Source organism: Streptomyces sp. NPDC048018 (assembly GCF_043202995.1).
Lineage (GTDB): Bacteria > Actinomycetota > Actinomycetes > Streptomycetales > Streptomycetaceae > Streptomyces.
On the sequence record NZ_JBIDBK010000001.1, the window covers coordinates 153,626 to 177,579 of the forward strand.

General features: G+C 74.2%; 21 protein-coding genes and 1 pseudogene. 9 read left to right on the forward strand and 13 right to left on the reverse strand.

What is annotated here, in order from left to right; translation table 11 throughout:
• Window positions 1-18: 18 nt before the first annotated feature.
• Window positions 19-666, reverse strand: a complete 648-nt coding sequence (locus ACGF1Z_RS00730) for a TetR/AcrR family transcriptional regulator (protein WP_392998400.1) — start codon at window positions 664-666, stop codon at window positions 19-21.
• A gap of 68 nt (window positions 667-734) precedes the next feature.
• On the opposite strand from ACGF1Z_RS00730, the gene ACGF1Z_RS00735 reads away from it, so the two are divergent.
• Window positions 735-2,339, forward strand: coding sequence for an FAD-binding oxidoreductase (locus ACGF1Z_RS00735; RefSeq protein WP_392998402.1), 1,605 nt, complete (start codon window positions 735-737; stop codon window positions 2,337-2,339).
• A 33-nt stretch (window positions 2,340-2,372) separates the two neighbouring features.
• On the opposite strand, the gene ACGF1Z_RS00740 is transcribed toward ACGF1Z_RS00735, so the two are convergent.
• Entirely contained in the window at window positions 2,373-2,768 is a 396-nt protein-coding gene (locus ACGF1Z_RS00740; RefSeq protein WP_392998404.1) for a hypothetical protein, read from the reverse strand.
• A 694-nt stretch (window positions 2,769-3,462) separates the two neighbouring features.
• Here ACGF1Z_RS00740 and ACGF1Z_RS00745 point away from each other — a divergent pair.
• The 4 genes from ACGF1Z_RS00745 to ACGF1Z_RS00760 all read left to right on the forward strand — a co-directional run bounded on the left by ACGF1Z_RS00745 (window position 3,463) and on the right by ACGF1Z_RS00760 (window position 8,038).
• Window positions 3,463-5,499 carry an RICIN domain-containing protein gene (locus tag ACGF1Z_RS00745; protein WP_392998406.1) on the forward strand — a complete coding sequence of 679 codons (2,037 nt, stop codon included), beginning with the start codon at window positions 3,463-3,465 and terminating at the stop codon, window positions 5,497-5,499.
• 104 nt (window positions 5,500-5,603) lie between these two features.
• A complete protein-coding gene (locus tag ACGF1Z_RS00750) occupies window positions 5,604-6,200 on the forward strand; it encodes a hypothetical protein (protein ID WP_392998408.1) in 597 nt (198 codons plus the stop codon).
• Window positions 6,201-6,481: 281 nt separating this feature from the next.
• Entirely contained in the window at window positions 6,482-6,637 is a 156-nt protein-coding gene (locus tag ACGF1Z_RS00755) for a DUF6131 family protein (RefSeq protein WP_392998410.1), read from the forward strand.
• A gap of 21 nt (window positions 6,638-6,658) precedes the next feature.
• The gene (locus ACGF1Z_RS00760) at window positions 6,659-8,038 is read left to right on the forward strand and encodes an AI-2E family transporter (protein ID WP_392998412.1); all 1,380 of its coding nucleotides are present in this window, start codon (window positions 6,659-6,661) and stop codon (window positions 8,036-8,038) included.
• A 76-nt stretch (window positions 8,039-8,114) separates the two neighbouring features.
• Here ACGF1Z_RS00760 and ACGF1Z_RS00765 read toward each other — a convergent pair whose 3' ends face one another.
• The 10 genes from ACGF1Z_RS00765 to ACGF1Z_RS00810 all read right to left on the reverse strand — a co-directional run bounded on the left by ACGF1Z_RS00765 (window position 8,115) and on the right by ACGF1Z_RS00810 (window position 18,450).
• Complete coding sequence (locus ACGF1Z_RS00765) at window positions 8,115-8,720, reverse strand: hypothetical protein (RefSeq protein WP_392998414.1); 606 nt, start codon at window positions 8,718-8,720, stop codon at window positions 8,115-8,117.
• Window positions 8,721-9,177: 457 nt separating this feature from the next.
• Entirely contained in the window at window positions 9,178-9,507 is a 330-nt protein-coding gene (locus tag ACGF1Z_RS00770) for a hypothetical protein (protein ID WP_392998416.1), read from the reverse strand.
• Window positions 9,508-9,794: 287 nt separating this feature from the next.
• Entirely contained in the window at window positions 9,795-10,655 is an 861-nt protein-coding gene (locus ACGF1Z_RS00775; protein ID WP_393000249.1) for an oxygenase MpaB family protein, read from the reverse strand.
• 633 nt (window positions 10,656-11,288) lie between these two features.
• Window positions 11,289-11,726: a hypothetical protein gene (locus ACGF1Z_RS00780; RefSeq protein WP_392998418.1), complete on the reverse strand. Its 438-nt coding sequence runs from the start codon at window positions 11,724-11,726 to the stop codon at window positions 11,289-11,291.
• 106 nt (window positions 11,727-11,832) lie between these two features.
• Window positions 11,833-12,495 carry a deoxynucleoside kinase gene (locus tag ACGF1Z_RS00785; RefSeq protein WP_392998420.1) on the reverse strand — a complete coding sequence of 221 codons (663 nt, stop codon included), beginning with the start codon at window positions 12,493-12,495 and terminating at the stop codon, window positions 11,833-11,835.
• Between the two features lie 321 nt (window positions 12,496-12,816).
• Entirely contained in the window at window positions 12,817-14,142 is a 1,326-nt protein-coding gene (locus tag ACGF1Z_RS00790; protein ID WP_392998422.1) for a hypothetical protein, read from the reverse strand.
• A 380-nt stretch (window positions 14,143-14,522) separates the two neighbouring features.
• The gene (locus ACGF1Z_RS00795; RefSeq protein ID WP_392998424.1) at window positions 14,523-15,209 is read right to left on the reverse strand and encodes an HAD family hydrolase; all 687 of its coding nucleotides are present in this window, start codon (window positions 15,207-15,209) and stop codon (window positions 14,523-14,525) included.
• Window positions 15,210-15,463: 254 nt separating this feature from the next.
• On the reverse strand, window positions 15,464-15,952 hold the full coding sequence (locus ACGF1Z_RS00800; protein WP_392998426.1) for a flavin reductase family protein: 489 nt from the start codon (window positions 15,950-15,952) through the stop codon (window positions 15,464-15,466).
• 275 nt (window positions 15,953-16,227) lie between these two features.
• Window positions 16,228-17,226, reverse strand: a complete 999-nt coding sequence (gene gap / locus ACGF1Z_RS00805) for a type I glyceraldehyde-3-phosphate dehydrogenase (protein WP_392998428.1) — start codon at window positions 17,224-17,226, stop codon at window positions 16,228-16,230.
• Window positions 17,227-17,493: 267 nt separating this feature from the next.
• Window positions 17,494-18,450, reverse strand: a complete 957-nt coding sequence (locus tag ACGF1Z_RS00810; protein WP_392998430.1) for a GlxA family transcriptional regulator — start codon at window positions 18,448-18,450, stop codon at window positions 17,494-17,496.
• A gap of 253 nt (window positions 18,451-18,703) precedes the next feature.
• Here ACGF1Z_RS00810 and ACGF1Z_RS00815 point away from each other — a divergent pair, with 253 nt between their 5' ends.
• Window positions 18,704-18,850, forward strand: coding sequence for a hypothetical protein (locus ACGF1Z_RS00815; RefSeq protein ID WP_392998432.1), 147 nt, complete (start codon window positions 18,704-18,706; stop codon window positions 18,848-18,850).
• Between the two features lie 143 nt (window positions 18,851-18,993).
• Window positions 18,994-19,809 carry a class I SAM-dependent methyltransferase gene (locus ACGF1Z_RS00820; protein WP_392998434.1) on the forward strand — a complete coding sequence of 272 codons (816 nt, stop codon included), beginning with the start codon at window positions 18,994-18,996 and terminating at the stop codon, window positions 19,807-19,809.
• A gap of 101 nt (window positions 19,810-19,910) precedes the next feature.
• Here ACGF1Z_RS00820 and ACGF1Z_RS00825 read toward each other — a convergent pair.
• Window positions 19,911-20,249, reverse strand: a pseudogene (locus ACGF1Z_RS00825) (WhiB family transcriptional regulator); the annotation flags it as partial.
• A 190-nt stretch (window positions 20,250-20,439) separates the two neighbouring features.
• Here ACGF1Z_RS00825 and ACGF1Z_RS00830 point away from each other — a divergent pair.
• Both ACGF1Z_RS00830 and ACGF1Z_RS00835 read left to right on the forward strand, forming a co-directional pair.
• Complete coding sequence (locus tag ACGF1Z_RS00830) at window positions 20,440-21,744, forward strand: DUF2716 domain-containing protein (protein WP_392998436.1); 1,305 nt, start codon at window positions 20,440-20,442, stop codon at window positions 21,742-21,744.
• Window positions 21,745-21,914: 170 nt separating this feature from the next.
• Complete coding sequence (locus ACGF1Z_RS00835; protein ID WP_392998438.1) at window positions 21,915-23,879, forward strand: hypothetical protein; 1,965 nt, start codon at window positions 21,915-21,917, stop codon at window positions 23,877-23,879.
• The last annotated feature ends 75 nt before the right edge of the window (window positions 23,880-23,954 follow it).

The following is a 23,954-nucleotide window of genomic DNA, read 5'->3' on the forward strand; positions in this document are numbered from 1 at the left end:
CCGCACCTACCCCGCCCCTCAGGACTCCGCGCCGTCGAGGTCCGCCGTTCCCCCGACGGCGCGCGCCGCGGCGAGGATCCGCTCGCACCGCCGGGTCATGGCCTCCGGCGACTGCTCGGGATGGACGATCCACCAGCGGACCAGGGCCGTGCACAGGCCGCGCCACGCGTACGTGAGGGCGTCGGCGTCGAGCGGGTCGCCGGATCCGGCGGTGCGCAGGAGATCGGCGGTGCCCGTCGCGGCCAGGTCGTCGATGGCGCCACGGTAGTGCGCGGCTTGGCGGGCGGCGTCGCTGTCCGGCGGCAGCGTGGGGTCGTAGAGGACGAACCACGCCTCCCGTTGCCCTTCCAGGGCGTGGAACAGCGCGTCCAGGACGCGCAGGGGGGTGGGCGGCGCCTCGGCGGAGGGTTCCGCCATCGCCGCGCGCACGGCGCCCAGCAGGCGATCGCCGACGGGGTCCAGGCAGGCGAGGTAGAGGTCCTGCTTCCCGCCGAAGTACTGGTGCAGCAGCGGCTTGGTGACGCCGACGCGCGCGGCGACGGCGGCCATGGTGGTGGCCTCGTAGCCGTTCCGGCCGAACTCCTCGGTGGCGGCTGCCAGGACCTGCCGTTCTCGTTCGGCCCTCGGGACGCCCTTGGTGCCCGCCCTGGAAGGAGGTGTTGTCATGCCCCTTATCTTACCCTAGGGTAATTTACCGTTGGGTAAATTCAACGGATCCCGCCGGGAGCATCCTCATGCCTGCCACCGCGACCGTCCCCCGCCCCTCCCGCCCCCGCTCCTGGTGGGGCTGGGGGCTTGCCGACGCCCACCCCGACGACGCCGAATGCCTCGCTCTGGGCGCCCTACTGCCGGGCACCCTGGCCCGCCCGCTGCCGCTCCCCCGCATCGCCGACCTCGCCATCGGCCGGCCCGGCGCCGAACCCCCGTCCTCCCTGGCCCACCTGGTCACCGCCGACCCCGAGGAGCGCGCCGCCCACGCCATGGGCAAGGCCTACCGCGACGTCATCCGTGCCCTGCGCGGACGCCCCGGCCGCATCCCCGACCTGGTCGCCCGCCCGACCGGCGACCGGGAGGTGGCCGATCTGCTCGACTGGGCGGGCGAGCACGCCGTGGCCGTCGTCCCCTTCGGCGGCGGCTCCTCCGTCGTCGGTGGAGTGGAGTACCGCGGCGACGCCCACCGCGCCGTGCTGTCCCTCGACCTGACCGCGATGGACCGGGTGCGGGAGGTCGACACCACCGGCCGCTCCGCCCTGATCCAGGCCGGCGCCCTGGGGCCCGTACTGGAGGGACAGCTCCGACCGCACGGCCTGACGCTGCGCCACTTCCCCCAGAGCTTCGAGTTCTCCACCCTCGGCGGCTGGCTCGCCACCCGGGCAGGCGGTCACTACGCCACCGGCCGCACCCACATCGACGACTTCGTGCAGTCCTTGCGTGTGGTCACCCCCGCCGGCACCGGCACCTCGTGGCGGCTCCCCGCGTCCGGGGCGGGGCCGTCGCCCGACCGGCTGTTCCTCGGCTCGGAGGGCGCGCTCGGCGTCATCACCGAGGCGTGGATGCGCCTGCAGGAACGCCCGCGGTTCAAGGCCTCGGCGTCCGTGGCCTTCGGCGACTTCCGCCGGGCCCTCGACGCGGTGAGAGCCATCGCCCAGTCGGACCTCGCCCCGGCCAACTGCCGCCTGCTCGACCCCGGCGAGGCGCTGTTCTCCGGCGCCTCGCACGACGGGTCGACCGTTCTCGTCCTGGGCTTCGAATCCGCCACCGCCCGGGTGGACGACCGCCTCGAGACGGCTCTGGACCTCGCCCGGGCCCACGGCGGTCGCGGCGAGGCACCGACGGGCGGCCGCGGAGCGGGGGCCGACGCGGCCGTGGGCGCGTGGCGCTCCGCCTTCCTTCGCATGCCCTACCTGCGCGACGGTCTGGCCCGCATGGGCGCGGTCGTCGACACCTTCGAGACCGCCGCCACCTGGGACCGCGTTCCCGCTCTCATCGAGGCCGTACGCACCGAGGTCGGCGCCGCCGCGCTCAAGGCCACGGGGCACCGGGCGACCGTCAACTGCCGCCTGACCCACGTCTACCCCGACGGAGCCGCCCCGTACTTCACCGTGGCCGTGGCCGGCCGTCCCGGCGACGAGGTCCGGATCTGGGACGACATCAAGGCCGCCGCGACCGGCGTCCTGCACCGCCACCGCGCCACGATCACCCATCATCACGCCGTGGGCCGCGACCACCGCCCCGCCTACGACCGCCAGCGCCCGGAGCCCTTCGCGCTGGCCCTCCGCGCCGCCAAGAACAGCCTGGACCCGCACCACATCCTCAACCCGGGCGTCCTGGTGGACTGACGGTCGGCCGGCGAGCGCGCCCCCGGCGCCCGGTCAGACAGGGGTGAAGGCCTCCTGGGGCGCGTCGTCGAGGACGAATCCGTTGTCGAGCAGGACGCGGACCGTGACGTGGCGCACGCGCCGCCGATAGGCGGCCCACTCCCCTTCCAGGGACCCGACCTGCTCCTCGAGTTGCGCTCTGCTCGCCGGGGGCATCTGAGGGCCGAAGTCGTCGAGGAGCGACTTGAGGCGCAGGTATTCCCGGACCTCGTGGCTCTGCTGCCGGTGACGCTCGTCCACACGCTCGACGGTGCCCTCGACGCCCGCCGCGAGGGCCAGCGAGGCGGCGAAGGCGCCCGGCTCCTCAGAGGGCTCCCCCGCCAAGGTCACCGCTCCGGGCAGCCTGAGCTCCGTCGCGAGGCGCACCCGTTGGCCCACGTTCAGCGTCATCGGTCCTTCGTCTTCCTCGTCGGTCACGGTGACCCGGCAGCCGTGGCGTCGTCGCGGGGCCGGGAGAGGGAAGGATCATCCCACCCGCGCCGCCGGTCCTGACGAACGCGCCCCGACCGGTCGCGTCCGGGCGCTCGGCCGAGGCTGCGCGACGGCGCGCCTCCCCGGCCCCCACCTTCCCCCGTCCTGCCCCCCCCACCGAGGCCGCGCGGTGGGGGGCGCGGCGGGTCCCGGTACGCGCTCCCCCGGGGACGGTCCCTCCGCAACGGGCTCGGAAGAGGCCTGCGGGCCCGGCGAGCTGACGGCCGATCACCGGTCGTGATCAGGGGGATTCGCGAGGTGAGAAATTAGGTGAATCCTTTACTGAATTCACGTCAATAACCATCGCCGTTTATTTCAATCAGATAACGGGATTCCCGGAAAGGCCTGGACCAAGACTCGACACCTTGACCAACTGCCTTTCATTCAAAGGCAATTGATTGTTCATCAGATACGGTGGCGTAGGTAACGGAATGGATTCTTCGAGCACTCTCCCCTTTGTCCGAATTCTTCACCGGAAGGTTCTGACAGGCTTCCGCGCACCCAGTCTTCTGACCAAAGAGTTGAGGTGTGCATGTCTAGACATAGGAAGCCGAAGCCGGACCGGGCACGCGAGGCACGGCCTCGCAGACCCCTCATAGGTGTCACCACCGCCATGGCTCTCGCGGCGCTCATAGCCGGGGGGATCGCGTACGAGGCGGGGCGCGCGGACTCGAGCGCGACGCCGCTCGCCCGCCTGGAGACCCCCGTCACCGACATCGCCGTACCCGCCGCGGCACCGGCCCGTGACGAGGAGCCGGAACCGATCCGGAAGAAGCCGTCCAACGAGCCGGCCCGGGGCCTGGTGTACGACGGGCTCAAGGTGGCCCCCCAGGGAGACCGCTGCGCAGGCGTCTACGCCACCGCCACCGGCCTGTGCACCCACGGCCCCGACGCCCCGCCCAAGGGCGTCGACATCAAGAAGGACACGCCGCCCGCGGTCAAGTCCGTCGCACCGGCCGCCGATCCCGCCAAGCCGGCCGCTCCGCAGTCCGCGCCCCGCACGGGCCAGGGCCCCGCGCAGGACGCGCCCGCCGTCGACGCACGGACCCCGCGTGACGCGGCCGCCGCGTCACCGAGCCCCACCGCGACCACCGCACCGGCCGCCACCGGCGCCACGACGACCGCGGCCGCCGGCCCCGCAGGGCAGACCGTCCCGTGCGACGGCGACGGCAGCACCGGCAACCGGGTCCAGGTCGTCTACGTCCACGGCCCCGGAGCCGACCGGTACTCCCAGTACCTCGCCTCCTTCCGCAAATGGGCCGCCGACGCCGACCTCATCTACTCGGCCAGCGCCCAGGAGACCGGTGGCGTCCGCCACATCCGGTACGTGACCGCCGCGGACTGCACGCCGACCGTGCTGAACATCGAACTCACCGACTCCGCCCTGGCCGAGTTCAGCGCCACGAACCGGGCGCTCGCCGCCAAGGGCCTCGACCGGCGCGACCGCAAGTACATGATCTTCGCCGAGGCGCAGGTCTACTGCGGCATCGGCACCTTCGCCGGGGACGAGCGGCCGGACCAGTCCAACCTGAGCAACTTCGGCCCCTCCTACGGGCGCACCGACAGCGGCTGCTGGGGCGGGCACACCGCGGCCCACGAACTCGGCCACAATCTCGGCGCGGTCAACAACAGCGCGCCCAACACCAGCCGGGGCGCGCACTGCACGGACGAGTGGGACGTGATGTGCTACTCGGACAGCCCGTACTACCCGCAGATGCGCAACGTCTGTACCAACCGCGCTTCCGAGAACATCCTCGACTGCAATCACGACGACTACTTCCACACCAGTCCCCGGCCGGGCAGCTATCTCGCCACGCACTGGAACATCGCCGAGAACCAGTTCCTGATGCGCGCCCAGGGCGGCGGCACCGGACCCGACCCGACCCCGACTCCCACGCCGACCCCCACCCGCACCACGACCCCCACCCCGACGCCCACCCCGACCGGGCCGCGGCCCGGCACCGGCCCCGACGTGACGGTCGGCCAGATCCAGGCGGACTCCGTCGTGGTGAGCTGGCCGCGTGTCAGCGGCGCCGCCTGGTACCAGGTGCTCTTCGACGGCCGGCACCTGACGTGGGTCCAGGGCACCGCGCTGCGCGTCTACAACCTGCGGCCGGGCACCTCGCACACGGTCGCCGTCTCCGTCCGTGACGGCCAGGGACGCGACAGCGGTCCGGGCCGCGCGACGAGCTTCCGTACCGCCGGGGCGGGTGGCACCACCGCCCCCGACACCCGCTACCTGCTCTCCAACGGCAGCACCGGGCTCAGCGCCCAGCTGTGGGGCGGCCGCAGCGCCGACGGCACGGTCCTGGTCGGCGCCCAGAGCAACGGGTACGAGCAGCAGCAGTGGTACTTCGACGACGCCGGCGGCGGTCTCGTACGCGTCCGGTCCGCGGCATCCGCCAAGTGCCTCCAGCCCGGCGGAACTCCCGCGCCCGGCATGTGGGTGGCCCAGCAGCCCTGCGCCCCCGGCTCCGCGGCCCAGCAGTGGCGGATGACGGTCGCCGACGGCTCGGTGACCCTCACCGACCGCAGCGGGGCCTACGCACTGACCGTCAGCAGCCGTCCGTACTACGGGTCCTGGCTGCTCGACCTCCAGCGGGCCGACGGACGGCCGGCCCAGGTCTGGACCGCCCGCCGGGCCGGTTGAGCCGCCGGCAGGCCGACACCGCATGACCCCTCGGGCGGGCCGCCGATCGGCGGCCCGCCCCCGCAGACCCCGCATTCCCTCCCCCGCCGGACCGGAGCACCGCCATGCACATCGCCACCCGACCCGCACTCGTCCTCACGACCGCGCTCGCACTCGGCCTTGCCCTGCCGCAGCCCGCCGCCGCCCACGGAGACACCCTGGACGTGGTCATCAGCGGCCACCGGGACGGCCACGTCCTCACGCAGGTGACCTGGGAGAACGACGGCGATGCAGTCGACGGGCAGGTCGCCGGGCTGGTCAGCGCCGTCAGCGCGGACGGCCGCCGTACGGCCGGCCCGTGGAGACTCGTCCGCGGCGCCCGGCCGGCCGACTGGACCACCCTCGAAGCCCTGCCGGCCGGCGTCTGGCAGATCACCGTCGACGCCGGGCAGCCCGCACTCGGACACGCCGAGCGGGAGTTGACGGTCGCCGCGGCGCCCGCGGCCCCCGCCACCGCGTCGGCTCCGGGCGGCACCGCGGCCACGCCCGCCGGCGCGCCGCAGACGTCGCCCACACCCGCCGCCGCCCGGGCCCCGGCCGCGTCGCCGTCCGCTCCCGCCGACCGGTCTCCCGGGCTGACCGTCGTCGGGTTCGTGGCAGCCTCGCTCGTCGGCGCCGCCGCGGGAGTCTGGATACGGCGCAGGCGCGGACGGCGGCGGTGACCGCCCGTACGCCCCCGCCCGATCCGGCGCCCCTCCCCCGCACCGCACCGGAAGCCGTCCCGGACCCCCGGACCCGCAGGCCGGGACCGTGGCGGACGAGACCGGCGGGGGGGCGCCGACCCGGCCGGGCGGCCGAGGCCCGCGCCGGATCGCCGCCGTTGTTCCCCTCGGCGCTTGCATAGCCCGGGCGGAAACGGGTAGCTGCGGCTCTGCAAGAGGGGCCGCGCCAAGGCCGGGAACCAGTCCGGTGCAGCCCGCCGCCCCCGGAGTGGAGAGCAGCCATGATCATTCTCGGCATCATTCTGCTGGTGCTCGGCTTCGCGCTGGGTATCTCGATTCTCTGGACGATCGGCATCATCCTGCTGGTGATCGGCGCCGTGCTCTGGATCATGGGGGCCATGGGTCACGCGGTCGCCGGCCGCAACCACTACTGGTGACCCGACTCCGGCCCGGTAGTCATGGCGCACGCAGCCGGCTGGTGGCGGAGGCGGCTCGGTCCCACGGCCGCCTCCGTGCGGGCGCGTCTTCAAGCCGCTGACCAGGAGACCGACGACGTGCCCGCTCGCGGCGCGGCCACCCGCGCACCGCCCCCACGGCCGCCTCCGGCGGAGGTCGTGCCGTGGGGGCTGAGGGTGGCCGCCGAGGCGGCCTGGCGGCTCCTCGTCATCGCCGGAGGCCTGTGGGTGCTGTTCCGCGTGGTGTCGGCCCTGCGCGTCGTGGTCCTCGCCTTCGTCGTGGCGCTGCTGGTGACCGCCCTCCTCCAGCCCACCGTGGCCCGCCTGCACCGGCACGGCATGCCCCGCGGCCCGGCCACCGCCCTCACCGCCCTGTGCGGCTTCGTCCTCCTCGGGCTGGCGGGCTGGTTCGTCGTCTGGCAGGTGATGGACAACACGGACGTCCTCACCGCCCGGGTGCGCGAGGGCGTCGGGGAGCTGAAGCAGTGGCTGCTGAGCAGCCCGCTCCACGTGACGGAGAAGCAGATCGACTCCGTCACCGACAGTCTGGGGAAGGGCCTCACTTCGGGCGGAGTCGCGTCGAGGGGGCTGCAGGGCGTCACCGTCCTCGTGGAAGTGCTCACCGGCATGCTGCTGGCCTTCTTCTCCACGCTGTTCCTGCTGTACGACGGTCCGCGCATCTGGCGCTGGACGCTCCTCGCGGTACCCGCCGCCGCCCGGCCCGCCGTGGCCGACTGCGGCCCCGCCGCCTGGGCGACCCTGACCGGCTACGTCCGCGGAACCGTGCTCGTGGCGCTGGTCGACGCCGTGTTCATCGGGCTCGGCGTGTACTTCCTCGGGGTGCCGCTGGCGGTGCCCCTTGCCGTCTTCATCTTCCTCTTCTCCTTCGTCCCCCTGGTGGGCGCCGTGGGCTCGGGCGCCCTGGCGGTGCTCGTCGCGCTCGTCACCGAAGGGCTGTTCGCCGCCGCGATGGTGCTGATGGTCGTTCTGATCGTCCAGCAGATCGAGGGCCACGTGCTCCAGCCGTTCATCCTGGGCCGGGCGGTGCGGGTGCACCCGCTGGGCGTGGTCCTCGCCGTCGCGGCGGGCGGCACCGTCGCGGGGATCGGCGGCGCGGTGGTCGCCGTCCCCCTGGTCGCGGTGCTGAAGACCGTGGTCGGACGGCTCCGGCGCACCGCTGCCGCCGGCGGACCGGCCTCCGGGCCGGCGCCTCGCACGCCGCGGACTTCCGCCCCGCTGTCTCCGGCCCCGTCGTCTCCCGCCCCGCCGTTGCCCGCCCCGCAGCCTTCCGCCCCGTCGTCCCCCGCCGCACGGCCGCAGGACGACCGGGCGCCGGACGGACCTTCTGCCACCGGCCCGCCCTCCCCGGACCCTCCGCCGTGACGGCCGGACAGAGCTCTGCCGCGCGCCACCACCCGGGCACGGCCCGGGACCCGCGCTCGTCGGCGTGACTCAGGCCTCACGCGCGCAGGCCGGCCCGGCTGAGCGCCGTCCGGCACAGGTCCCCGATGGCCTTCTCGTCGCCACGCCGCCATGCGTCGGCCAGGCCGCCGGGCGGGACCGGAACCGTGGCCAGGTCCTTCAGCGGTCCGGTCAACGCCCGCAGGGCCATCAGATCGGCTCCGCCGGGGGTGTCGAGCAGTTCGCGGATCCGGGCGCTGCGCCGGATCCAGCGCACGCGCGGGGGAAGCCAGAGCACGAGCACGAACGCCACCGAGAAGAGGATCAGGGCGAACGCCGTCAGGTTGGCCACCCGGCCCACCAGGTCCTGCATCGACTGCCCGGCGTCCGAGAGCCCCGAGCCGGCATCGGCGGCGGACCGGAGCGGCTTCTTCAGCACGCCTCCGATCAACGGTACGCGCGATGCCGCGTCCCCCGCGTCGTCCAGACCGGAGGCGAGGCTACCACCGGCGTCCTCCACCTTCTTCCCCGGCTCGGCCAGCAGCATGACGGTGTCACGGACGGCCAGGGCGAACCACACGGCGACAGCGATCAGGAGGACGGCCGTCAGATCCGCCAGTACCTGGCGCGAACGGCGTGCTCGGGTCTGGGCGTAGAGGCGCATGGCGTGCTCCTGTTCCGACGGCGTCGGCGGACGAGACCGGTCGGGACCCGACGGCGGCACGAAGTCCGTGACGCCACGTCATGGTCCGGCCCCGACCGTACGGGTTCATCTCCCCTCCGGTCGCCTCTCCATGCCGTTGCCGGACCGTGCCGTGCCGCCCGAGGATGCGAAGGCGCTGGGCGCCCCCTCCCGATCCCCCGGGGCTGCGCACCACCGGTGGGCGCTCTCGGTGCTCATGGGAGCGGAGGCACACGAGTGAGGCCGCCGCGGGTCACGAGGCGTCCGGTGGACGGCCTCGTGACCACACGGCGGCCTTGAAGACCGGCATGGTCGGCTCCGGGCCCGGCCGGCGCGCCGCGTTCGCGAGCCGGCCGGGGCCAGGAGGTCCGGCTCCCTCGTGATCGCCGTCGACGGCGCCGGCCCTACGACCACGGGTCGTACAGCGAGGACGTCGGGATCAGCTGGGGGTTCCGTAGGCCTGGATGACGGTGGCGTTCAGGTCGCACCAGACGGTCGACGTGCCGCCCGAGGGAACGCGGTTGCCGAAGTGCCGGTACACATAGCCGTTGTCGACGCGCCGGCAGTCGATCACCCCGGTGAAGGAGGATCCGGTGCACCTGATCTCGGCCCCTCGGTGCCCACCGCTTCCGGTGACCAGCCGTGAGGAACAGCTGAGGGCGGACGGGGCGGACTCCGACGCGGATGCCGCGGGCGAGGCGGCCAGCAGGCCACCCGCCGCGAGCGCCAGAGCAGCGACGGTCCCCGCGACGCGCTGTCGAACATGCATGGGCTCTCCTACCTGGTGATGAGCTGAGCACTGACTGTCACCTACAGGAACCTACGGAGTGTGCGGGGCACATCGACAGCGATGCGAGGGAAGTGGCGAAGAGACGCCAGCCACCCGGAGCGCACTCCTGTCAGGCCTCTCGCAGGAGCACCGAGCCCGATCGCACCGTCCTTACCGCCACCGGGCGGTCCGCGAGGGCGCACAGCGGCGTCGCCGGGCCCCGTGGCCACGGCGACGGCCCCTCCCCTTCCGCCTCGGCCCTGTCCGGGGCCCGGAACCGTCGCCGCTCAGGAGGCGCGCAGGTCGGGCGAGGGGAGGCCTGCTCCCGGTGCGCGCGCCGGCCGTGGCGCCGCGGGCATGATCCAGCGGATCGCCGCGACGACCGCGTGCCCGCCGGGCCGGGCCAGCGGCAGCAGAAGGCGCGTGGCGTAGGGCAGGTCGAGACGTGCCCGGGCCCAGGCGGGGAGCAGTTCGACCGCCGCTGCCGCGAGGAACGCGTAGGGCAGCCGGGCGGGCCACGGCAGCGGAGGACGGGACAGCAGATAGCGCGCCGCCGCACGCGACTGCGCCGTGGCGCGCAGCTCCGGGCGGTACTCCGCGAGGCGCGCCGCCAGTTCGCCGGTGGTCCGCGGCGGATCCGTCACGCCGAGCGGCCGCGCGACCTTCGCCATGTCGGCGACGTAGCCGTCCGCCGCCCCCTGGTCCAGCGGGCGCCGGCCGTAGCGCTGATGGGCCCTCAGGAAGCAGGCGGTCTCGGCGGCGTGGACCCAGGCGAGGAGATGCGGATCGGAGGCTCGGTACGGCACGCCCTCCGGGGTCCGCCCCTGCACCGAGTCGTGCACGCGGCGCACTCGCTCCACCGAGCGTTCGGCGTCCTGTGCCGTGCCGAACGTCGTGACCGCCAGGAAGGTGCTGGTGCGCTGAAGCCGCCCCCACGGATCACTCTCGAATCCCGAGTGCGCCGCGACCGCCGCCATCGCCACGGGGTGCAAGGACTGCAGCAGCAGCGCGGCGAGCCCGCCGACGTACATCGCCGCGTCCGTGTGCACGACCCTCACCGGGCGGTCGGGGGCGAACCAGCGTGGCCCGGGCGTCCCGTGGATGCGGGCCCGCTTCGCGTGCGCGGTGGGGCCGGCGACCCGGTGCATCAGAGCCTCACCGGCCCGCTCGCGCAGCGCGCCGAGACGCGAGGGAGGCAGGACCACCCCTCCAGTGTGCACCAGAACCACGGACGGCCCGGTGTCCAGCGGTCCCTCCGGACGCCGCCGGACCTCCCCCACGAGAGGCCCGCGCGACCCGGCACTCCCGTGCGGCCCGGCGCCGCCGGTCACCTGCACGGCGGACGCGTGCCGTGCCGCCACGGGGGTACGCGCGTGACATGAGTACGCCACCGAACGACCCTGTTCCGCCCAGCCCCACGCCGTCGCCGGGGCCCGGTCCCGGGCCCACACCCGGGCCGCTGCCCGGTCCGGTTCCCGGGCCCGGCGGGCCCGACCCGGTCCCGCCGGCACCGCCGCAGCCCGAGCCCGACCCGCCCGCCCCCGACCCGCGCCCGGAACCGTTTCCGCAACCGGGACCGCTTCCTTCTCCGGGGCCCGGCCCGGAACCGGTGACCTGACCAGGACGGCACCGACGGCGGACGACGGCCCGCATCCGGCCGTCGGATCGGCGGCTCCCCCCGCCGGTCCGACGGCCCCGTCCGCAGCCGTCGCGCAGAGGTCGACGGCTCTGCCGCCCAAGGAGCTTCCCGCAGCGGCCGCGTCCCGTTCCGGGGTCGCGGGTCAGACCCGGTCGTTCGTGCCCCGTGGTGTCCAACTCCAGGGCTCGACGGGAAGCGGCGGTCCCTCCACGGCGGTCCGGAGCTTCTCCTTCAGGCTTTTCGGCGGCGCCACCTTCTCCTCCCGCGCGTGCACGAGCCGGGCCGTGGTCACCCGTATGTGGCACTCGCGGTGACGCTGCCTCACCCTCACCACCCATGCGCCGTCCTGGGCGAGGAAGGCGTGCCGGGCCGGTTCGTCGCCCGGTCTGGCGTGCCGGGCCAGGACGCCCGGCACATGGTGCAGCGCCGCGTCCTCGGCCGCCGCGACGGCCTCCGCCTCGTCCTGTCCGATGTGGTGCGTGCCCACGAGCATCCACCGGTGAAGCTTCAGCTCCACCCCTTCAGGGCGTTCGGTGATACGGGTGTCCTCTTCGATGAGGACGTACCAGTCGGCGGTCATGGCCGGTGTCCACCTGTCCTTCGGAGTCTGCGCATGCCCACGGGACCGGGGCAGCGTGCGGCCGTGGACGCGTCCACGGCCTGGGCGGCAGTCGCCGCCGCCGGCTTCAGGCGCGGCGCCTGGCGGCGGTCAGGGCGTCCTTGACCTCCTGCGCCACGCGGGCCGCGTCGGCGGGGTTGTTCACCACGTCGGTCCGGTTCATGTCGATGACGAGGACGTCGCTGGCCGAGTAGTGCTTGTGCACCCAGTCGTCGTAGCCGGACCAGAGCGTCCGGTAGTACTCCACGAGGGCCTCGTCCTGCTCGAAGTCACGGCCGCGCAGCCCGATGCGCTTGAGCACCGTCGCGAAGTCCGCCTTGAGGTAGACCATGAGGTCGGGCGCCTTGCGGTAGGGCAGGCTGTCGATCTCGCGCATCATCTCGTTCAGCAGCCCCTCGTACACCTGCATCTCGAGGGAGCTGATGCGGCCCAGGTCGTGGTTGACCTTGGCGAAGTACCAGTCCTCGTAGATGGACCGGTCGAGGACGTTGTCGCCCTGCTTGTACGCCTCCTTGATCGAGGCGAACCGCGTCTGCAGGAAGTAGAGCTGGAGCAGGAAGGGGTAGCGCTTCGCCTGGATCTCCTCGGGGCTCGCCGTGTAGAAGAGCGGCAGGATCGGGTTGTCGTCCACGCTCTCGTAGAAGACGTCGCTGCCGAGTTCCTTGGCGAGCAGCTCGGCCACGCTCGTCTTGCCGATCCCGATCATGCCTCCGACGCAGATCACCGACATACCTCACTTCTCCCTGGGGGCTTCTGTTCGCGGGCGGGAGCTGGGCCACCCCCACCGCTGGGACGCGTGGCGGCGGTCAGTCGATTCCCCAGGACCTTCATGACCGGTGTCACGTCGTCCCCCGCCCGGGTCTGGGCCCCGACGCGGGCACTCGCCCCCGGCCCGACCGTCCGCTGTGCGGTGCCGCGTTCAGGAGCGAGCCATCGCCTCGTGGCCGCCTTGAAGCATAGATGACGACTCACCCCAGGTCAGCACGGCAACGGCGGCCTCCGCAGCGCGCGCCCCCGGTCGCCGTGGCCGGCCCCGCGGCCACCGCCCGGCTCACCCGTCTGCCGTGTCGTTCGTGGAGGCCGCCAGGAGGCCGAGTACCGCCAGGACGCCCCCGGCGCACAGCAGCACGAAGGCCACGACCGTCGGCGTGGGGTAACTCCAGAGGAGCAGGGCGAGGGCCCCTGCCGCGATCACGGCGCCGGTGGTCAGGAGGCGGTGCCCGCGCAGCCAGGCGCCGACGCGGCCGGTGTCCCATCCCCTGCGGACGAGGGCGCGACCGGCGGCGTCGAGGCCCCCTCCGGTGGCCGTGCGGACAGCGCGGGCTCCCCTGCCCGGCCCGCACAGATAGCCCGCCAGGGCGGCGACCAGCGCGATCACGAGCACCGTCGCCGTGGCCTGCCGGAGGTACCGGACGAACGTGTCGTAGACGGCCACCGCGGCTTCCTGCGACTGCACGGCGGGGGTCACCGCGTCCAGGTACACCTGTCGCAGCACGGAGAGCCCGACGAACAGGCCGCACATCGACACGGCGACGCCCGTCCCCACGGCCATCACCGCCCTCCGGTGCGAAGGGGCGGCCCAGACGCCGAGGCCGGCGAGGCCCACGACGGTCACCGGCAGCCAGGGGCCGAGGACACCGAGCCAGCGAACGGTGTCCCGGATCTCGCCCAGCCGGTCGCTCCGCAGCAGCACGACCGAGGTGTCGGCTCCGGGGATCTGGTCCGAGTCGACGAGGGTCGTGCCGATGAGCTGCATCTGCATCTCCTCGACCACGACCCCGACGTTCAGGACCAGGCGGTCGTCCCTGACCTCGATCGGGCCGCCGCCCTCCCCGGTCAGGACGTTCATCGCGGCGGTGTGGGCGCCGTGGTTGACCTTGTCCCAGGCCTCGGCGAACGCGTCGCTGGTGACCACCTTCCTCACCACGTAACGCACGGCGGTACCGAGGCCGCTCTTGAGCTGCTCGTCCATGGACCGGGCGGCGTCGACGAGGAATCGGGGTGCGTCGCGGTCGGCCAGGATGTCGGCCAGGGCATCGGAGACCTTGTGGACGTCGACGCGTGCGAGAACGCCGTCGGTGGCGCGGTCGACGAGCACGTCCTGGACGGCGGGATCGCGGGCCAGCGGCGCGACGGTCTGCCCGTACCGGTCGACGTCGTTGATCTCCGAACTCGCCCATGCGGCCAGGACGCCCACGGGGGCGAGGAGGACGGCCAGCGCGAGGAGCACGGAGGCCACCGAGATCCGCAGCCTCCGGTGGCGAAGGCCGGCGTGCCTGCGCAGCCGCTCGTACTCCGCGCGCTCCGAGGCGTCCAGGGGTCCACCCGGCTCCCCGGGCGTGGGCTCCTGCGCACCGGAGTCGTGAGGTGCGCGCATGGGACTCCCTCCGGGACGAGGCCATCGGGGGCGCGCCTGGTTCCGCTGCTGGGCATCGGTGCCGGCTGCCGGGCACCGATGAGGTCACCCGCTTCCGACCGCCCCTGCTCCTGACGGACCGGCGCGGGCAGATGGAGGGAGCCCGAAGAGGCCTCCCTCCACCGGCCCGCGGTCGGCCCGGCCCCTTCGCGCGGGACGCGAGGGCCGGTGCCGGGGCGGGACCGTGGCTGGTGCCGGCGCCGTCAGGCGACTACCCCCTACGGCCCCGGGCATGCTCGATACGGCCTCGGGCAGGCCGGACGGGCCTCGGGCGTGCTCGGCGCCGGACATGCGGAGCTCGGAGCGGAAGCCGGCGCCAGGGCGGTGGGGGGCCGGCTGCTCTAGCCGCCGGGGAGGTGAAGGCCTCCGGTGTCGCCGAACGGACTGGCATCGAGGTGGGCGAGGAGATCGGCGGGGTCCCGGTAGACGGCCCGGGCCCCCGCGCCCTCCAGGTCTCCCCCGGGGATCCCGCCGCACAGCAGCCCGACGCAGGCGACATCGGCGCGGGAGCCCGCCTGCATGTCCCAGACCGTGTCGCCGACGAACACCGATCCGCGCGCGGGCGCGTCGACGAGGCCGAGGGCGCGGTGCACCGGATCGGGCGCGGGCTTCCCCTCGTCGACGTCGTCGGCACTGGCCGTGGCGGTGATCGCGTCGTCGGCGTCGAGGGCTTTCATCAGAGCGTCCAGTTCGGCCTGTCGTGCGGAGGTGACGAGCACCACGGCCCAGCCGCGCCCGTCGAGCTCGCGCAGCAGGTCGGCTGCCGAGTCCAGGGGCGGCAGCCGGTCGAAGTAGGTGCCGTAGAGGGCGTCGTGCGCCGCTGTCAGCCTGCCGTCGGCGTCCGTGTCCCGGTCCTCGCCCAGCAGATGCGCGAGGAGGTCCTCGCCGGGTAGTCCGATCGCGCGGTGGATGTCGTGCATGGCGACTTCGTGTCCGGCCTGCCGAAAGGCCTCCCACCAGCACGTCACGTGCAGGTGGTTGGTGTCGGCGAGGGTGCCGTCGACGTCGAAGAGCGCGGCCCTGTTCACGGCGGCCTCCAAAAGTGCGGTGCGCGGGCGTGCGCTCCCCGGCCGGCCTTCCCGGAGGAACGCAAGTGCAGGCAGAGCACGCGTGGAACGGCTGCGGAGCCGCTCGGCGTGCGCGTACCCGCCCCGCCCCGTCCCATGCCTCCGGCGCACGGCTGACGGCACGGCCCTGTCGCGCTCGCCGGGCACCAGGTCGCGACGGGGCGACGGTCAAGCGCGTGCCCGGTTCCGGGCGGGGCGCGCCCGTTCCCCGGGGCTCAGGCGGGGTGGCCGGGATCGAGGTCCGTCAGTTCGCTGAGCCGGAGCAGGGGCGGCGGCTCTCCCTCGTACGGCGGACACACCGCTACGGGTTCCAGGAGGAAGCACACGTGGTCGCCGCCCTCGACACGCCGTTCGATCCGGCCGGTGAACCACACCGGGAGCTGTTGCAGCACCGGGCTGCCCCCGTGTCCACGACGCCACGCGACCCGGGCGAACTTGTCCACCCGATCGCCCGTCTCCTCTCCGAAGAGCGCCGCCAGCGCCCGGTCGCCCTGATGGAGCAGGTGCACCGTGAGGTACTCGGCCTCGGACGCGACGCGGTACGTGTGGTTGGCGATCGACAGCCAGACGGCGAACCTCGGCGGATCGATGGAGCATTGCGACACGAAGCCCACCAGACAGCCCGCCCGCGTGGCACCGGACGCGGTCGTGACCACGTACATCGGGCCGTCGAGCACGTCGGTGAAGGGGTCGAGGTCCGTCACGGCGCCTCCTTGCGCTTCCTCGAGTTCCGCATGGTCCGCCGCCCCCTCCTCATCCCGCTACCCGTGGGCGCCGGCCGCCAATCGGCACAGACGCTCCCGCGCCCCGGCGCGGACCGGGGTCACACAGGGCGTGGGCGCGCTCGCGCTGCGGAGCCGTCCGGGCCCCGTCGCTCCGGCCGGGCGCTCCGGCCGGTCCGATCGGCCGGCCGAAGCGTGCCCGCCGTGGGTGCGGGGCCGGGGGGGGCACCGCACGTGGCGTACCGCGCGCCGTCCGGTCAGCGGGCGGCGATGAACTCGAGCGTGTCGATCACGCGGTTCGAGAAGCCCCACTCGTTGTCGTACCAGGCGACCACCTTGATGTGGCGCCCCTCGACCCGGGTGAGGGCCGAGTCGAAGATGGAGGAGGCGGGGTTGCCCGTGATGTCGGACGACACGAGCGGGTCGTCCGAGTACTCGAGGACGCCGGCGAGCCGACCCTCGGCCGCGGTGCGGTAGGCCTCCAGGACGTCCTCGCGGGTCACGTCCCGTGCGACGGTCGTGTTGAGTTCGACGATCGAGCCGACCGGGACGGGGACGCGGATCGAGTCGCCCGACAGCTTGCCGTCGAGGTTCGGCAGCACCAGGCCGATCGCCTTGGCGGCGCCGGTCGTGGTCGGCACGATGTTGACGCCGGCGGCGCGGGCGCGACGGGCGTCGCGGTGCGGGCCGTCCTGCAGGTTCTGCTCCTGCGTGTAGGCGTGCACCGTCGTCATGAAGCCGTGCTCGATGCCGGCGAGCTCGTCGAGGACCGCGGCCAGCGGGGCGAGCGCGTTGGTGGTGCAGGAGGCGTTCGAGACGATCGTGTGCACGTCCGGGTCGTAGGCGTCGTTGTTGACGCCGTACGCGAGGGTGACGTCGGCGCCGTCGGACGGCGCGCTGACGAGGACCTTCTTCGCGCCCGCGTCGAGGTGGGCGCGGGCGGCCTTGGCCGAGGTGAAGCGGCCGGTGGCCTCCAGGACGATGTCGACGCCGAGCTCGGCCCACGGCAGCTGCGCCGGCTCGCGCTCGGCGAGCACCTTGATCCGACGCCCGTCGACGACGAGGGCGTCACCGTCGACGGTCACCGGACGTCCGAGCCGGCCGGCCGTGCTGTCGTACGCGAGCAGGCGGGCGAGCGTGGCGGGCTCCGTCAGGTCGTTGACGGCGACGACCTCGAGGGCGCTGTCGCGTTCGAGCAGGGCGCGCAGCACGTTGCGTCCGATGCGGCCGAATCCGTTGATGGCGATGCGAGTCATGAGTGGTGTCCCTTTCCCTTGGTCACCAGGCTCGCTCGCGGCCGGCCCCGCTGACAGTGGCGTGATCGCCACGGTTCAAAAGGATCCCGCCACATCCCGCCACAGGGTCCGAAAGCATGCCGCCAGCGGTTTCACCCCCCTGCCCGCCCAGGTCCCGCCGCGGTCGACCAGCGCTTTCGGCACCCACCGCCCGGCGACCCGCCGCCCGCCACCGCCTCCGGCAGCCGCTGCTCTCGGCACCCGCCGCCCCGGCGGTGCCCGGGTCGTTCACTCGCCCCGGGTGAAGGTGCGCCGGTACTCGCTCGGCGTGGTGCCGAGGATGCGCTGGAAGTGCAGGCGCAGGTTCGCCCCGGTGCCGAGGCCCACGTCCGCGGCGATCTGCTCGACGCTGCGCTCCGACCGTTCGAGGAGTTCGCGCGCCAGGTCGAGACGCGCCCGCATCACCCACTGCATCGGCGTGTAGCCGGTCTCTTCGACGAAGCGCCGGGAGAAGGTGCGCGGCGAGACCCCGGCCTGGCGGGCCAGCGTGTCGAGGGTGAGGTGCTCGCCGAGCCGGTGCAGAGCCCACTCGCGGGTGGTGGCGAACCGCTCGCCCAGCGGCTCGGGGACGCTGCGGGGCACGTACTGGGCCTGGCCGCCGCTGCGGTAGGGGGCGGCGACGAGGCGCCGGGCCGCGTGGTTCGACGCCGCCACTCCGAGGTCGCCGCGCAGGATGTGCAGACACAGGTCGATGCCGGAGGCGGCGCCGGCCGAGGTGAGGACGCTCCCCTCGTCGACGAACAGCACGTTCTCGTCGACCTGGACGAGCGGATGGCGGGCCATGAGAGCCCGCGTGTAGTGCCAGTGCGTGGTGGCGCGCCGGCCGTCGAGCAGACCCGTGGCGGCCAGCGCGAAGGCACCCGTCGAGATCGCGGCGAGCCGTGCGCCCCGGTCGTGCGCGGCGACCAGAGCGTCGACGACGGCCTTCGGCGGGTCGTCGCGGTCCGGGAACCGGTAGCCGGGGACGAAGACGATGTCGGCCCAGGCGAGTGCTTCGAGGCCGTGGGCGACGTAGTAGGCGAGGCCGTCGCCGCCGGTCACGAGGCCGGGTGTCGCCCCGCACACCCGCACCTCGTACGGCATGCTCGCGCGGGTCGTGAACACCTGTGCGGGGATGCCGACATCGAGCGGCTTCGCACCGTCGAGGACGAGAACGGCGACGCGATGGAGGCGGGAGGCTGGCACAGGAGGAGGTTACGCGGGAGGTGACGCCGGGGCCTCCGGGCTGGTCGCCGACCGGCCGGAGGCGGAACCGGGGACGGGCCGCACGCCCCGCCCGAACGGGACCGCCGCCGAGCCGCGGCGTACGACCTCGCCCCACCGCCCGTCATGACCCCGGCAGCGGACGGCCGGTGCGCACCGCCGACGTCGAACGTGGCGGGCATCCCCGGCCCCTCAGCGGGTAAGCGAGCCCCAAGCACACCCAGAGGAGGACGACATGGCCGGATTGATCACGCGTCTCAAGGAGTACACCCGCACCCCGCAGGGACAGCGCGCCGTGGAGACGGTCCGCCGCGCCGCCGCCGACCCGCGCAAGCGCGACCAGGCGCGCCGGCTCCTCGGACGCCTGCGCGGGCGCAGATGACGGGTGACCGGCGCCGGTGACGGCTGACGGGTGCCCCGTGACGGCGGCGAGTGCCGCGTACGGGCCATGGCCTGGAAGGCGCCGGCAAGCGTGGGCGGGCTCGAAGCCCGCCCACGACCAGGTTCGCCCCTACCCTGTGCGGCATGCGCGATGACACGCCCGACGAGGCGCGCCGTGTCCGTCTGAGCCGGACCTTCGACGAGGACGCCGAACTGTACGACCGTGCCAGGCCCGGGTATCCGCCCGCGCTCTTCGACGACCTCGAAGCGCTGGCCGGCGCCGGTCCCGGCGCCCGCGTTCTGGAGGTGGGGGCGGGCACCGGCAAGGCGACCGTGCCGCTCGCCGCCCGCGGGTGCCGGATCACCGCCGTCGAGCGCGGCGCGGACATGGCCGCCGTAGCCCGACGCCGTCTCGCCGGGTCCGGGACGGTGGAGGTCGTGACGGCGGACTTCGAAACCTGGCCGCTGCCGGACGAGCCGTTCGACGTGGTCGTCTCGGCGACGGCGTTCCACTGGATCGACCCCGCGGTGCGGATGGTCAAGGCCGCCGACGCACTGCGGCGCGGCGGGGCTCTCGCCGTGGTCGCCACGCAGCATGTGGCGGGCGGCAGCGAGCAGTTCTTCGCCGACGTCCAGCACTGTTACGAGCGTTTCGACCCGGCGGCGCGCCCGGGGCTGCGGCCTCCCGCCGCGAAGGACGTCACGGCCGCGGACCACGCGGACGAGGTCGCTCGCAGTGCGCGGTTCGGCCCGGTGCTCGTCCGTCGCCACGAGTGGGACCTGGCGTACTCCACGGCGCAGTACCTGGAGGTTCTGCGGACGTACTCCAACCACCGGGCCCTGCCGCCGGAGGCACTCGAGGGACTGCTGGGCTGCGTCGCCGCGCTGATCGACGGGCGGTACGGAGGCCGGATCACCAAGCGTCATCTCACCGAACTGCGGGTGTCTCGAGCGTGGTGACGTCACGTCACGGGACGTCGGTCCGCTGTGCGGGGCTCCGGCTCGGGCGCCGTGGTGACGGCCCATCACGAGGACGGTACCGGCGGCGCGTGGGCTCCGGCTCAGGCGAGCCGTCGCCGGGAGCCCGGAACGTCAGCGTCGTACTCCCGCCGGGCCTCGTCCAGCAGCCGGGCCCAGGACCGCACCGTCGGTCGGCGCTTCAGCAGGGCCCGGCGTTCGCGCTCCGTCATCCCGCCCCAGACGCCGTGGTCCACGCGCAGATCGAGCGCGTACGCAAGGCATTCGGCCTTCACCGGACAGCCGGTGCACAGTGCCTTCGCGCGGTTCTGCGCCGCGCCTTCCACGAACAGGTCGTCCGCTCGCTCCGTCCGGCACAGGCCCGACGACATCCAAGTGGTTTCCACACGTCCCCCCCATCCCCGGCACGCCGCGTCTGCTCCGCCGCGACGTTCGACAGAGCAGGCACGCTACGGAGGCAAGTGCCGGAGGTCTACAGCTCGTTCCACCGTTCGCCCCATCGAGTGACCCCTTCGGTCCGCCTCCGGTCGGTCTCCGGCCGGAGCCCCGCGGATCTGCCCCCTCGGAGAAACCGGCTGCCGGTCGCAGCCGGCCCACCGTAGGCTGACGATCATGGAACGGTCGGAGCAGGCCAGGGTGTGGGGCGCCTATGTGGTGCAGGAACGCGGGCGGGTCCCCGAGTTCCCGCCGACGGGCGCGGTCGTCGAGTCGGACGGACCACTCGTACGGATCCACTACGGCACCCACGGCACGGTCGACCACCGGCCGCTGGTGACGACAGGACGCCGTGAGCTCGCGGACCTCGTCCGGCGTCAGCAGGAGGCCTTCGCCGCGCGCGGTGAGCCGGTCCGGTGGAAGGTGTACGGGGCCGATCCCCCGCTCCTCGCCGAGGAGTTGGAGGCGGCCGGGTTCATTCCTGACCCGCAGCAGTCCTTGTTGGTGTCGGAGTTCGCGGCCATGCCGCAGGGGCGGAGGCGGGGTCGGGTGCGGTCCGTCGTCCCCGACGCGCGGATCCGCGAACTGGCTGCCGCCGGCGGCCCGCACGCGAGACCGCTGGCCGAGGTCGAGGCCGACGGCTGGGCCGCGTACGGCCGGTCCGGTCGAGGGGAGACCGTGATCCTGGGCGGCGCCGACCGGGTGCTCGCCGTCGGCTGGGCCGGGCGGGCGGCGGACTCGGACTTCGTCGTGATCGGCGGGCTGACCGGACCCTGCCCCGAACTCGTGGCGGGCTTCGCCCCGCTGGCGAGGAAGGCCTACCTGATGGGGCGCGACGCGCCGTACTGCGTCGCCGAGGCGGCGGGCGACCTGCGCACCGCGCTGTCGCAGGCCGGGTTCGTCGAGCTCACGACGGTGCGTACCTACCGGTGGGCCCCGGCCTGCGAACCGGCGGGGACCCGGCCGGTCCGGGAGATCCGCGACGGGAAGGGCGGGGGCGGCCTGTGGCAGCGGCTCTACGACGAGTTCGGCTTCCGTCCCAGCACGCGCGCGTTTCCCGGGATCGACGAGCCGGTCCCGTCGGTCACCTGGTCGCTCGACGTCCTCTACCGGCCCGACCGGACGGTGGACGACGACCGACTGGACTCCTGCGAAGCGGTCGTCAGGGGCGCGCTGCGGGACCTCACCCGGCCCGGCGACCTCCTGAGCTTCCTCGACTGGCAGCACACGGGCTACGCCTTCGACCCGCACCGGGTCGGCGGACCCGGCATGCCGCCATGGCCGGGCGACGCCTACCCCGACGGGGACTACTACCTCAACGTGCATCCTGATCTGCGGTTCGGCACGTTCGGGCATCCCTGGGAGCACACCCTCTGCGTCTGGGGCGAGGACCTCCTCGCCGCCGTCGAAGGTCAGCTCGGCACCCTCCTGGGTGTGCCGCTCCGGCGCCGCGACCGCGGGGTCCCGTCCGCCGGGGCGTAGGTCCCCTGGGCACCACAGCGGCGGTCTCGGGCACGGCCGCGGAGGTCCGTGGTCCGTGCGCCCCCGCGTCCCGGTACGACGGGTGTCCGGCTGCTGCCCCGTGACGGATCCGGGCGAGGCCCGGTCACAGGTCCGGGGTGACGTCGCCCAGGCAGGGTCGTTTCCTCGGTATGCAATTCCTTCCGACGAACGGCAGCCGTGACCGCACCACCTCGATACCCGCCCCGCGACCGCCGTCCCGGGACGAGGCCGAGGCCGCACTCGTCGAGCACTACGCCGACCTCGTACGGCTGGCGCATCTGATCCTGCCTCCGGGCCTCGGCCGCCATCGCAGGGTGCTCGCCGCCCACGCCCTGGTCCAGCGCAGCCTCGGCCGGGTCGCCGGTGGCTTGCGTACCGGAACGGACCGGGAGGGCGCCGCCCCCGCCGGCGGGAGGTCCCGGATCCCGGCGGCCCGCACGGGCGAGGAGTCCGCCCGGTCCGCCCACGAGCGGCTCCGCGCCCGAATCGTCCGCGACGCCCTCCGGCCGCCGCTGCGGGTGTCGCGCGGCGCGGCGCTGCCCAAGGCGCTCGGCCTGCGTGTCTTCCCACGGGCCGGCGGAACGGACGAACTCGCCCTCGACCGTGCTCTCGCGGCGGCCGCGCCGGCGACGCGCGCGGCCCTCGGCCTGACGGTGCTGGAGGGCCTCGCTCCCGCGTCCGTCGTCGCCCTGCTCCGCGGGGCGGGTGCGCCCGCGCCGGAGCAGGCCGTGGAGGAGGCCGACCGGCTCCGCGGGCTCTGCTCGCCGGACATGGCCGAGCTGCTGAGGCGACCCGAGTTCGATCCCTGCACGGTCCATCTGCGGCCGACCGATCTGCTGCGCCGTGGCAGGCGCTTCCGCGTGACCGCCCTGGTGTGCGGCGTCGCCCTCCTCGCCGGGACCGCCGTCGGCGTCGTGGGCAGGTCGCCCGCGCCTCCGCCGCGTTCGGCGGTGTCCGAGGTCGCCACGGGGTCGGCCCTGGTCCGCGTCCCGGCCGAGCGGTGGGCCGACTCCTCACGCGTCGACTTCACCGCCTGGCCGGCTCGCGGAGACCGGACCGGCGACGAGGTCCTGATCCGGCGGGCGTTGGCCGCCTGGACCGGCGGCGGTCCCCCTGGCATCGGCTCCGCGCCTCCCTCCCTGCTGTACGCGGGCACCGTGGACGGGGCGGCCGTCGTCCTGCTGCACACCGGCCGGGAGCTCGTCCGCTACACGGATCGCCCGTCCGGGGACGGGCCGCCGTCGGTGGTGCGGACCCGGGCCGACGACAGCGACGTGACGACGGCGGCGGCCGTCACCCTCTCCCGTACGGGCCACCGGACCCGCTATCTCCTCGCGCCCTGGGTGGCGCAGGCCGGACGGCGGGACCTCCGCAATGCCGGGTCCGCCCTGCGCTCCCTCCAGGTGGCCGCGGACGGCACCACCGAGCCCGTGACGGACCCGGAGCCGGCGGCCCCCTCGCCGTGCGGCGGCGTGACGGTCCTGCAACTCCGCTCGTCCACGCGGATCGTGGAGGACCACGCCTTCCTCGTGGCCGATCTGGGCGGGCTCGTCCCGGCTCACCTGACCTGGACGCCCCTGCCCGTCCCCGGGGACCCGGCGCGGCGGCCACGCGAAGCCACGGGCCCTCTCGGACTCGCGGCATGGACGCACTCGGCGTGTTCCCTCGCCCGCCTCCGGGACAGTGGCGTCCGCTCCGTCAACCGCTGGGAGTTCGCCGCACAGACGCTCCCCGAGCACGCGGGACGCGCGTTGTGGATCTGCGCGCGGGCCGACACCTGGGACGGGCGGGGACGGGCGGTCGTCACCCTGGAGGTGCCGGGACGGACCGTCCCCGTCACGACCGTGCGCGACACCGCCGCCTGTGGGCGCTTCGGGCAGGACGTCCTCGCCGGGACCTGGTGGTCGGCGCCCGGCGGATCGCGCTACGTCCTGGCGGCGGGCAGCCGGCGGGTCGTGGGCATCGCCGCCGAAGGAGCCGTGCACGCCGGTGCGCGGGGACGGCTGCTCGCCGTACGCGGGAACGGCGGCGCACCCCTCCGGCTCGCCGGAAGACTCCCGGACGGCTCGTCGCTGCCCGGGTGGACGGCCCCTTCCGTGAAGGGCGGCGGGTGAGCGGGCGCACCCGCACACCGTGACGGGTGCGGGCGGGCCGGGCCCCGGCCCGCCCCGGCCGCGCGAAGGCCGCGC

Excerpts from the sequence above, each read along its gene's own strand:
- ACGF1Z_RS00780 (WP_392998418.1), bottom strand. The coding sequence starts at position 11,726 with ATGACCGCCGACTGGTACGTCCTCATCGAAGAGGACACCCGTATCACC.
- ACGF1Z_RS00830 (WP_392998436.1), top strand. The coding sequence starts at position 20,440 with ATGGAACGGTCGGAGCAGGCCAGGGTGTGGGGCGCCTATGTGGTGCAG.
- ACGF1Z_RS00760 (WP_392998412.1), top strand. The coding sequence starts at position 6,659 with ATGGCGCACGCAGCCGGCTGGTGGCGGAGGCGGCTCGGTCCCACGGCC.
- ACGF1Z_RS00750 (WP_392998408.1), top strand. The coding sequence starts at position 5,604 with ATGCACATCGCCACCCGACCCGCACTCGTCCTCACGACCGCGCTCGCA.
- ACGF1Z_RS00775 (WP_393000249.1), bottom strand. The coding sequence starts at position 10,655 with ATGCACCGGGTCGCCGGCCCCACCGCGCACGCGAAGCGGGCCCGCATC.
- ACGF1Z_RS00755 (WP_392998410.1), top strand. The coding sequence starts at position 6,482 with ATGATCATTCTCGGCATCATTCTGCTGGTGCTCGGCTTCGCGCTGGGT.
- gap (WP_392998428.1), bottom strand. The coding sequence starts at position 17,226 with ATGACTCGCATCGCCATCAACGGATTCGGCCGCATCGGACGCAACGTG.
- ACGF1Z_RS00790 (WP_392998422.1), bottom strand. The coding sequence starts at position 14,142 with ATGCGCGCACCTCACGACTCCGGTGCGCAGGAGCCCACGCCCGGGGAG.
- ACGF1Z_RS00785 (WP_392998420.1), bottom strand. The coding sequence starts at position 12,495 with ATGTCGGTGATCTGCGTCGGAGGCATGATCGGGATCGGCAAGACGAGC.
- ACGF1Z_RS00815 (WP_392998432.1), top strand. The coding sequence starts at position 18,704 with ATGGCCGGATTGATCACGCGTCTCAAGGAGTACACCCGCACCCCGCAG.
- ACGF1Z_RS00770 (WP_392998416.1), bottom strand. The coding sequence starts at position 9,507 with ATGCATGTTCGACAGCGCGTCGCGGGGACCGTCGCTGCTCTGGCGCTC.
- ACGF1Z_RS00740 (WP_392998404.1), bottom strand. The coding sequence starts at position 2,768 with ATGACGCTGAACGTGGGCCAACGGGTGCGCCTCGCGACGGAGCTCAGG.
- ACGF1Z_RS00765 (WP_392998414.1), bottom strand. The coding sequence starts at position 8,720 with ATGCGCCTCTACGCCCAGACCCGAGCACGCCGTTCGCGCCAGGTACTG.
- ACGF1Z_RS00735 (WP_392998402.1), top strand. The coding sequence starts at position 735 with ATGCCTGCCACCGCGACCGTCCCCCGCCCCTCCCGCCCCCGCTCCTGG.
- ACGF1Z_RS00730 (WP_392998400.1), bottom strand. The coding sequence starts at position 666 with ATGACAACACCTCCTTCCAGGGCGGGCACCAAGGGCGTCCCGAGGGCC.
- ACGF1Z_RS00820 (WP_392998434.1), top strand. The coding sequence starts at position 18,994 with ATGCGCGATGACACGCCCGACGAGGCGCGCCGTGTCCGTCTGAGCCGG.
- ACGF1Z_RS00835 (WP_392998438.1), top strand. The coding sequence starts at position 21,915 with ATGCAATTCCTTCCGACGAACGGCAGCCGTGACCGCACCACCTCGATA.
- ACGF1Z_RS00745 (WP_392998406.1), top strand. The coding sequence starts at position 3,463 with ATGGCTCTCGCGGCGCTCATAGCCGGGGGGATCGCGTACGAGGCGGGG.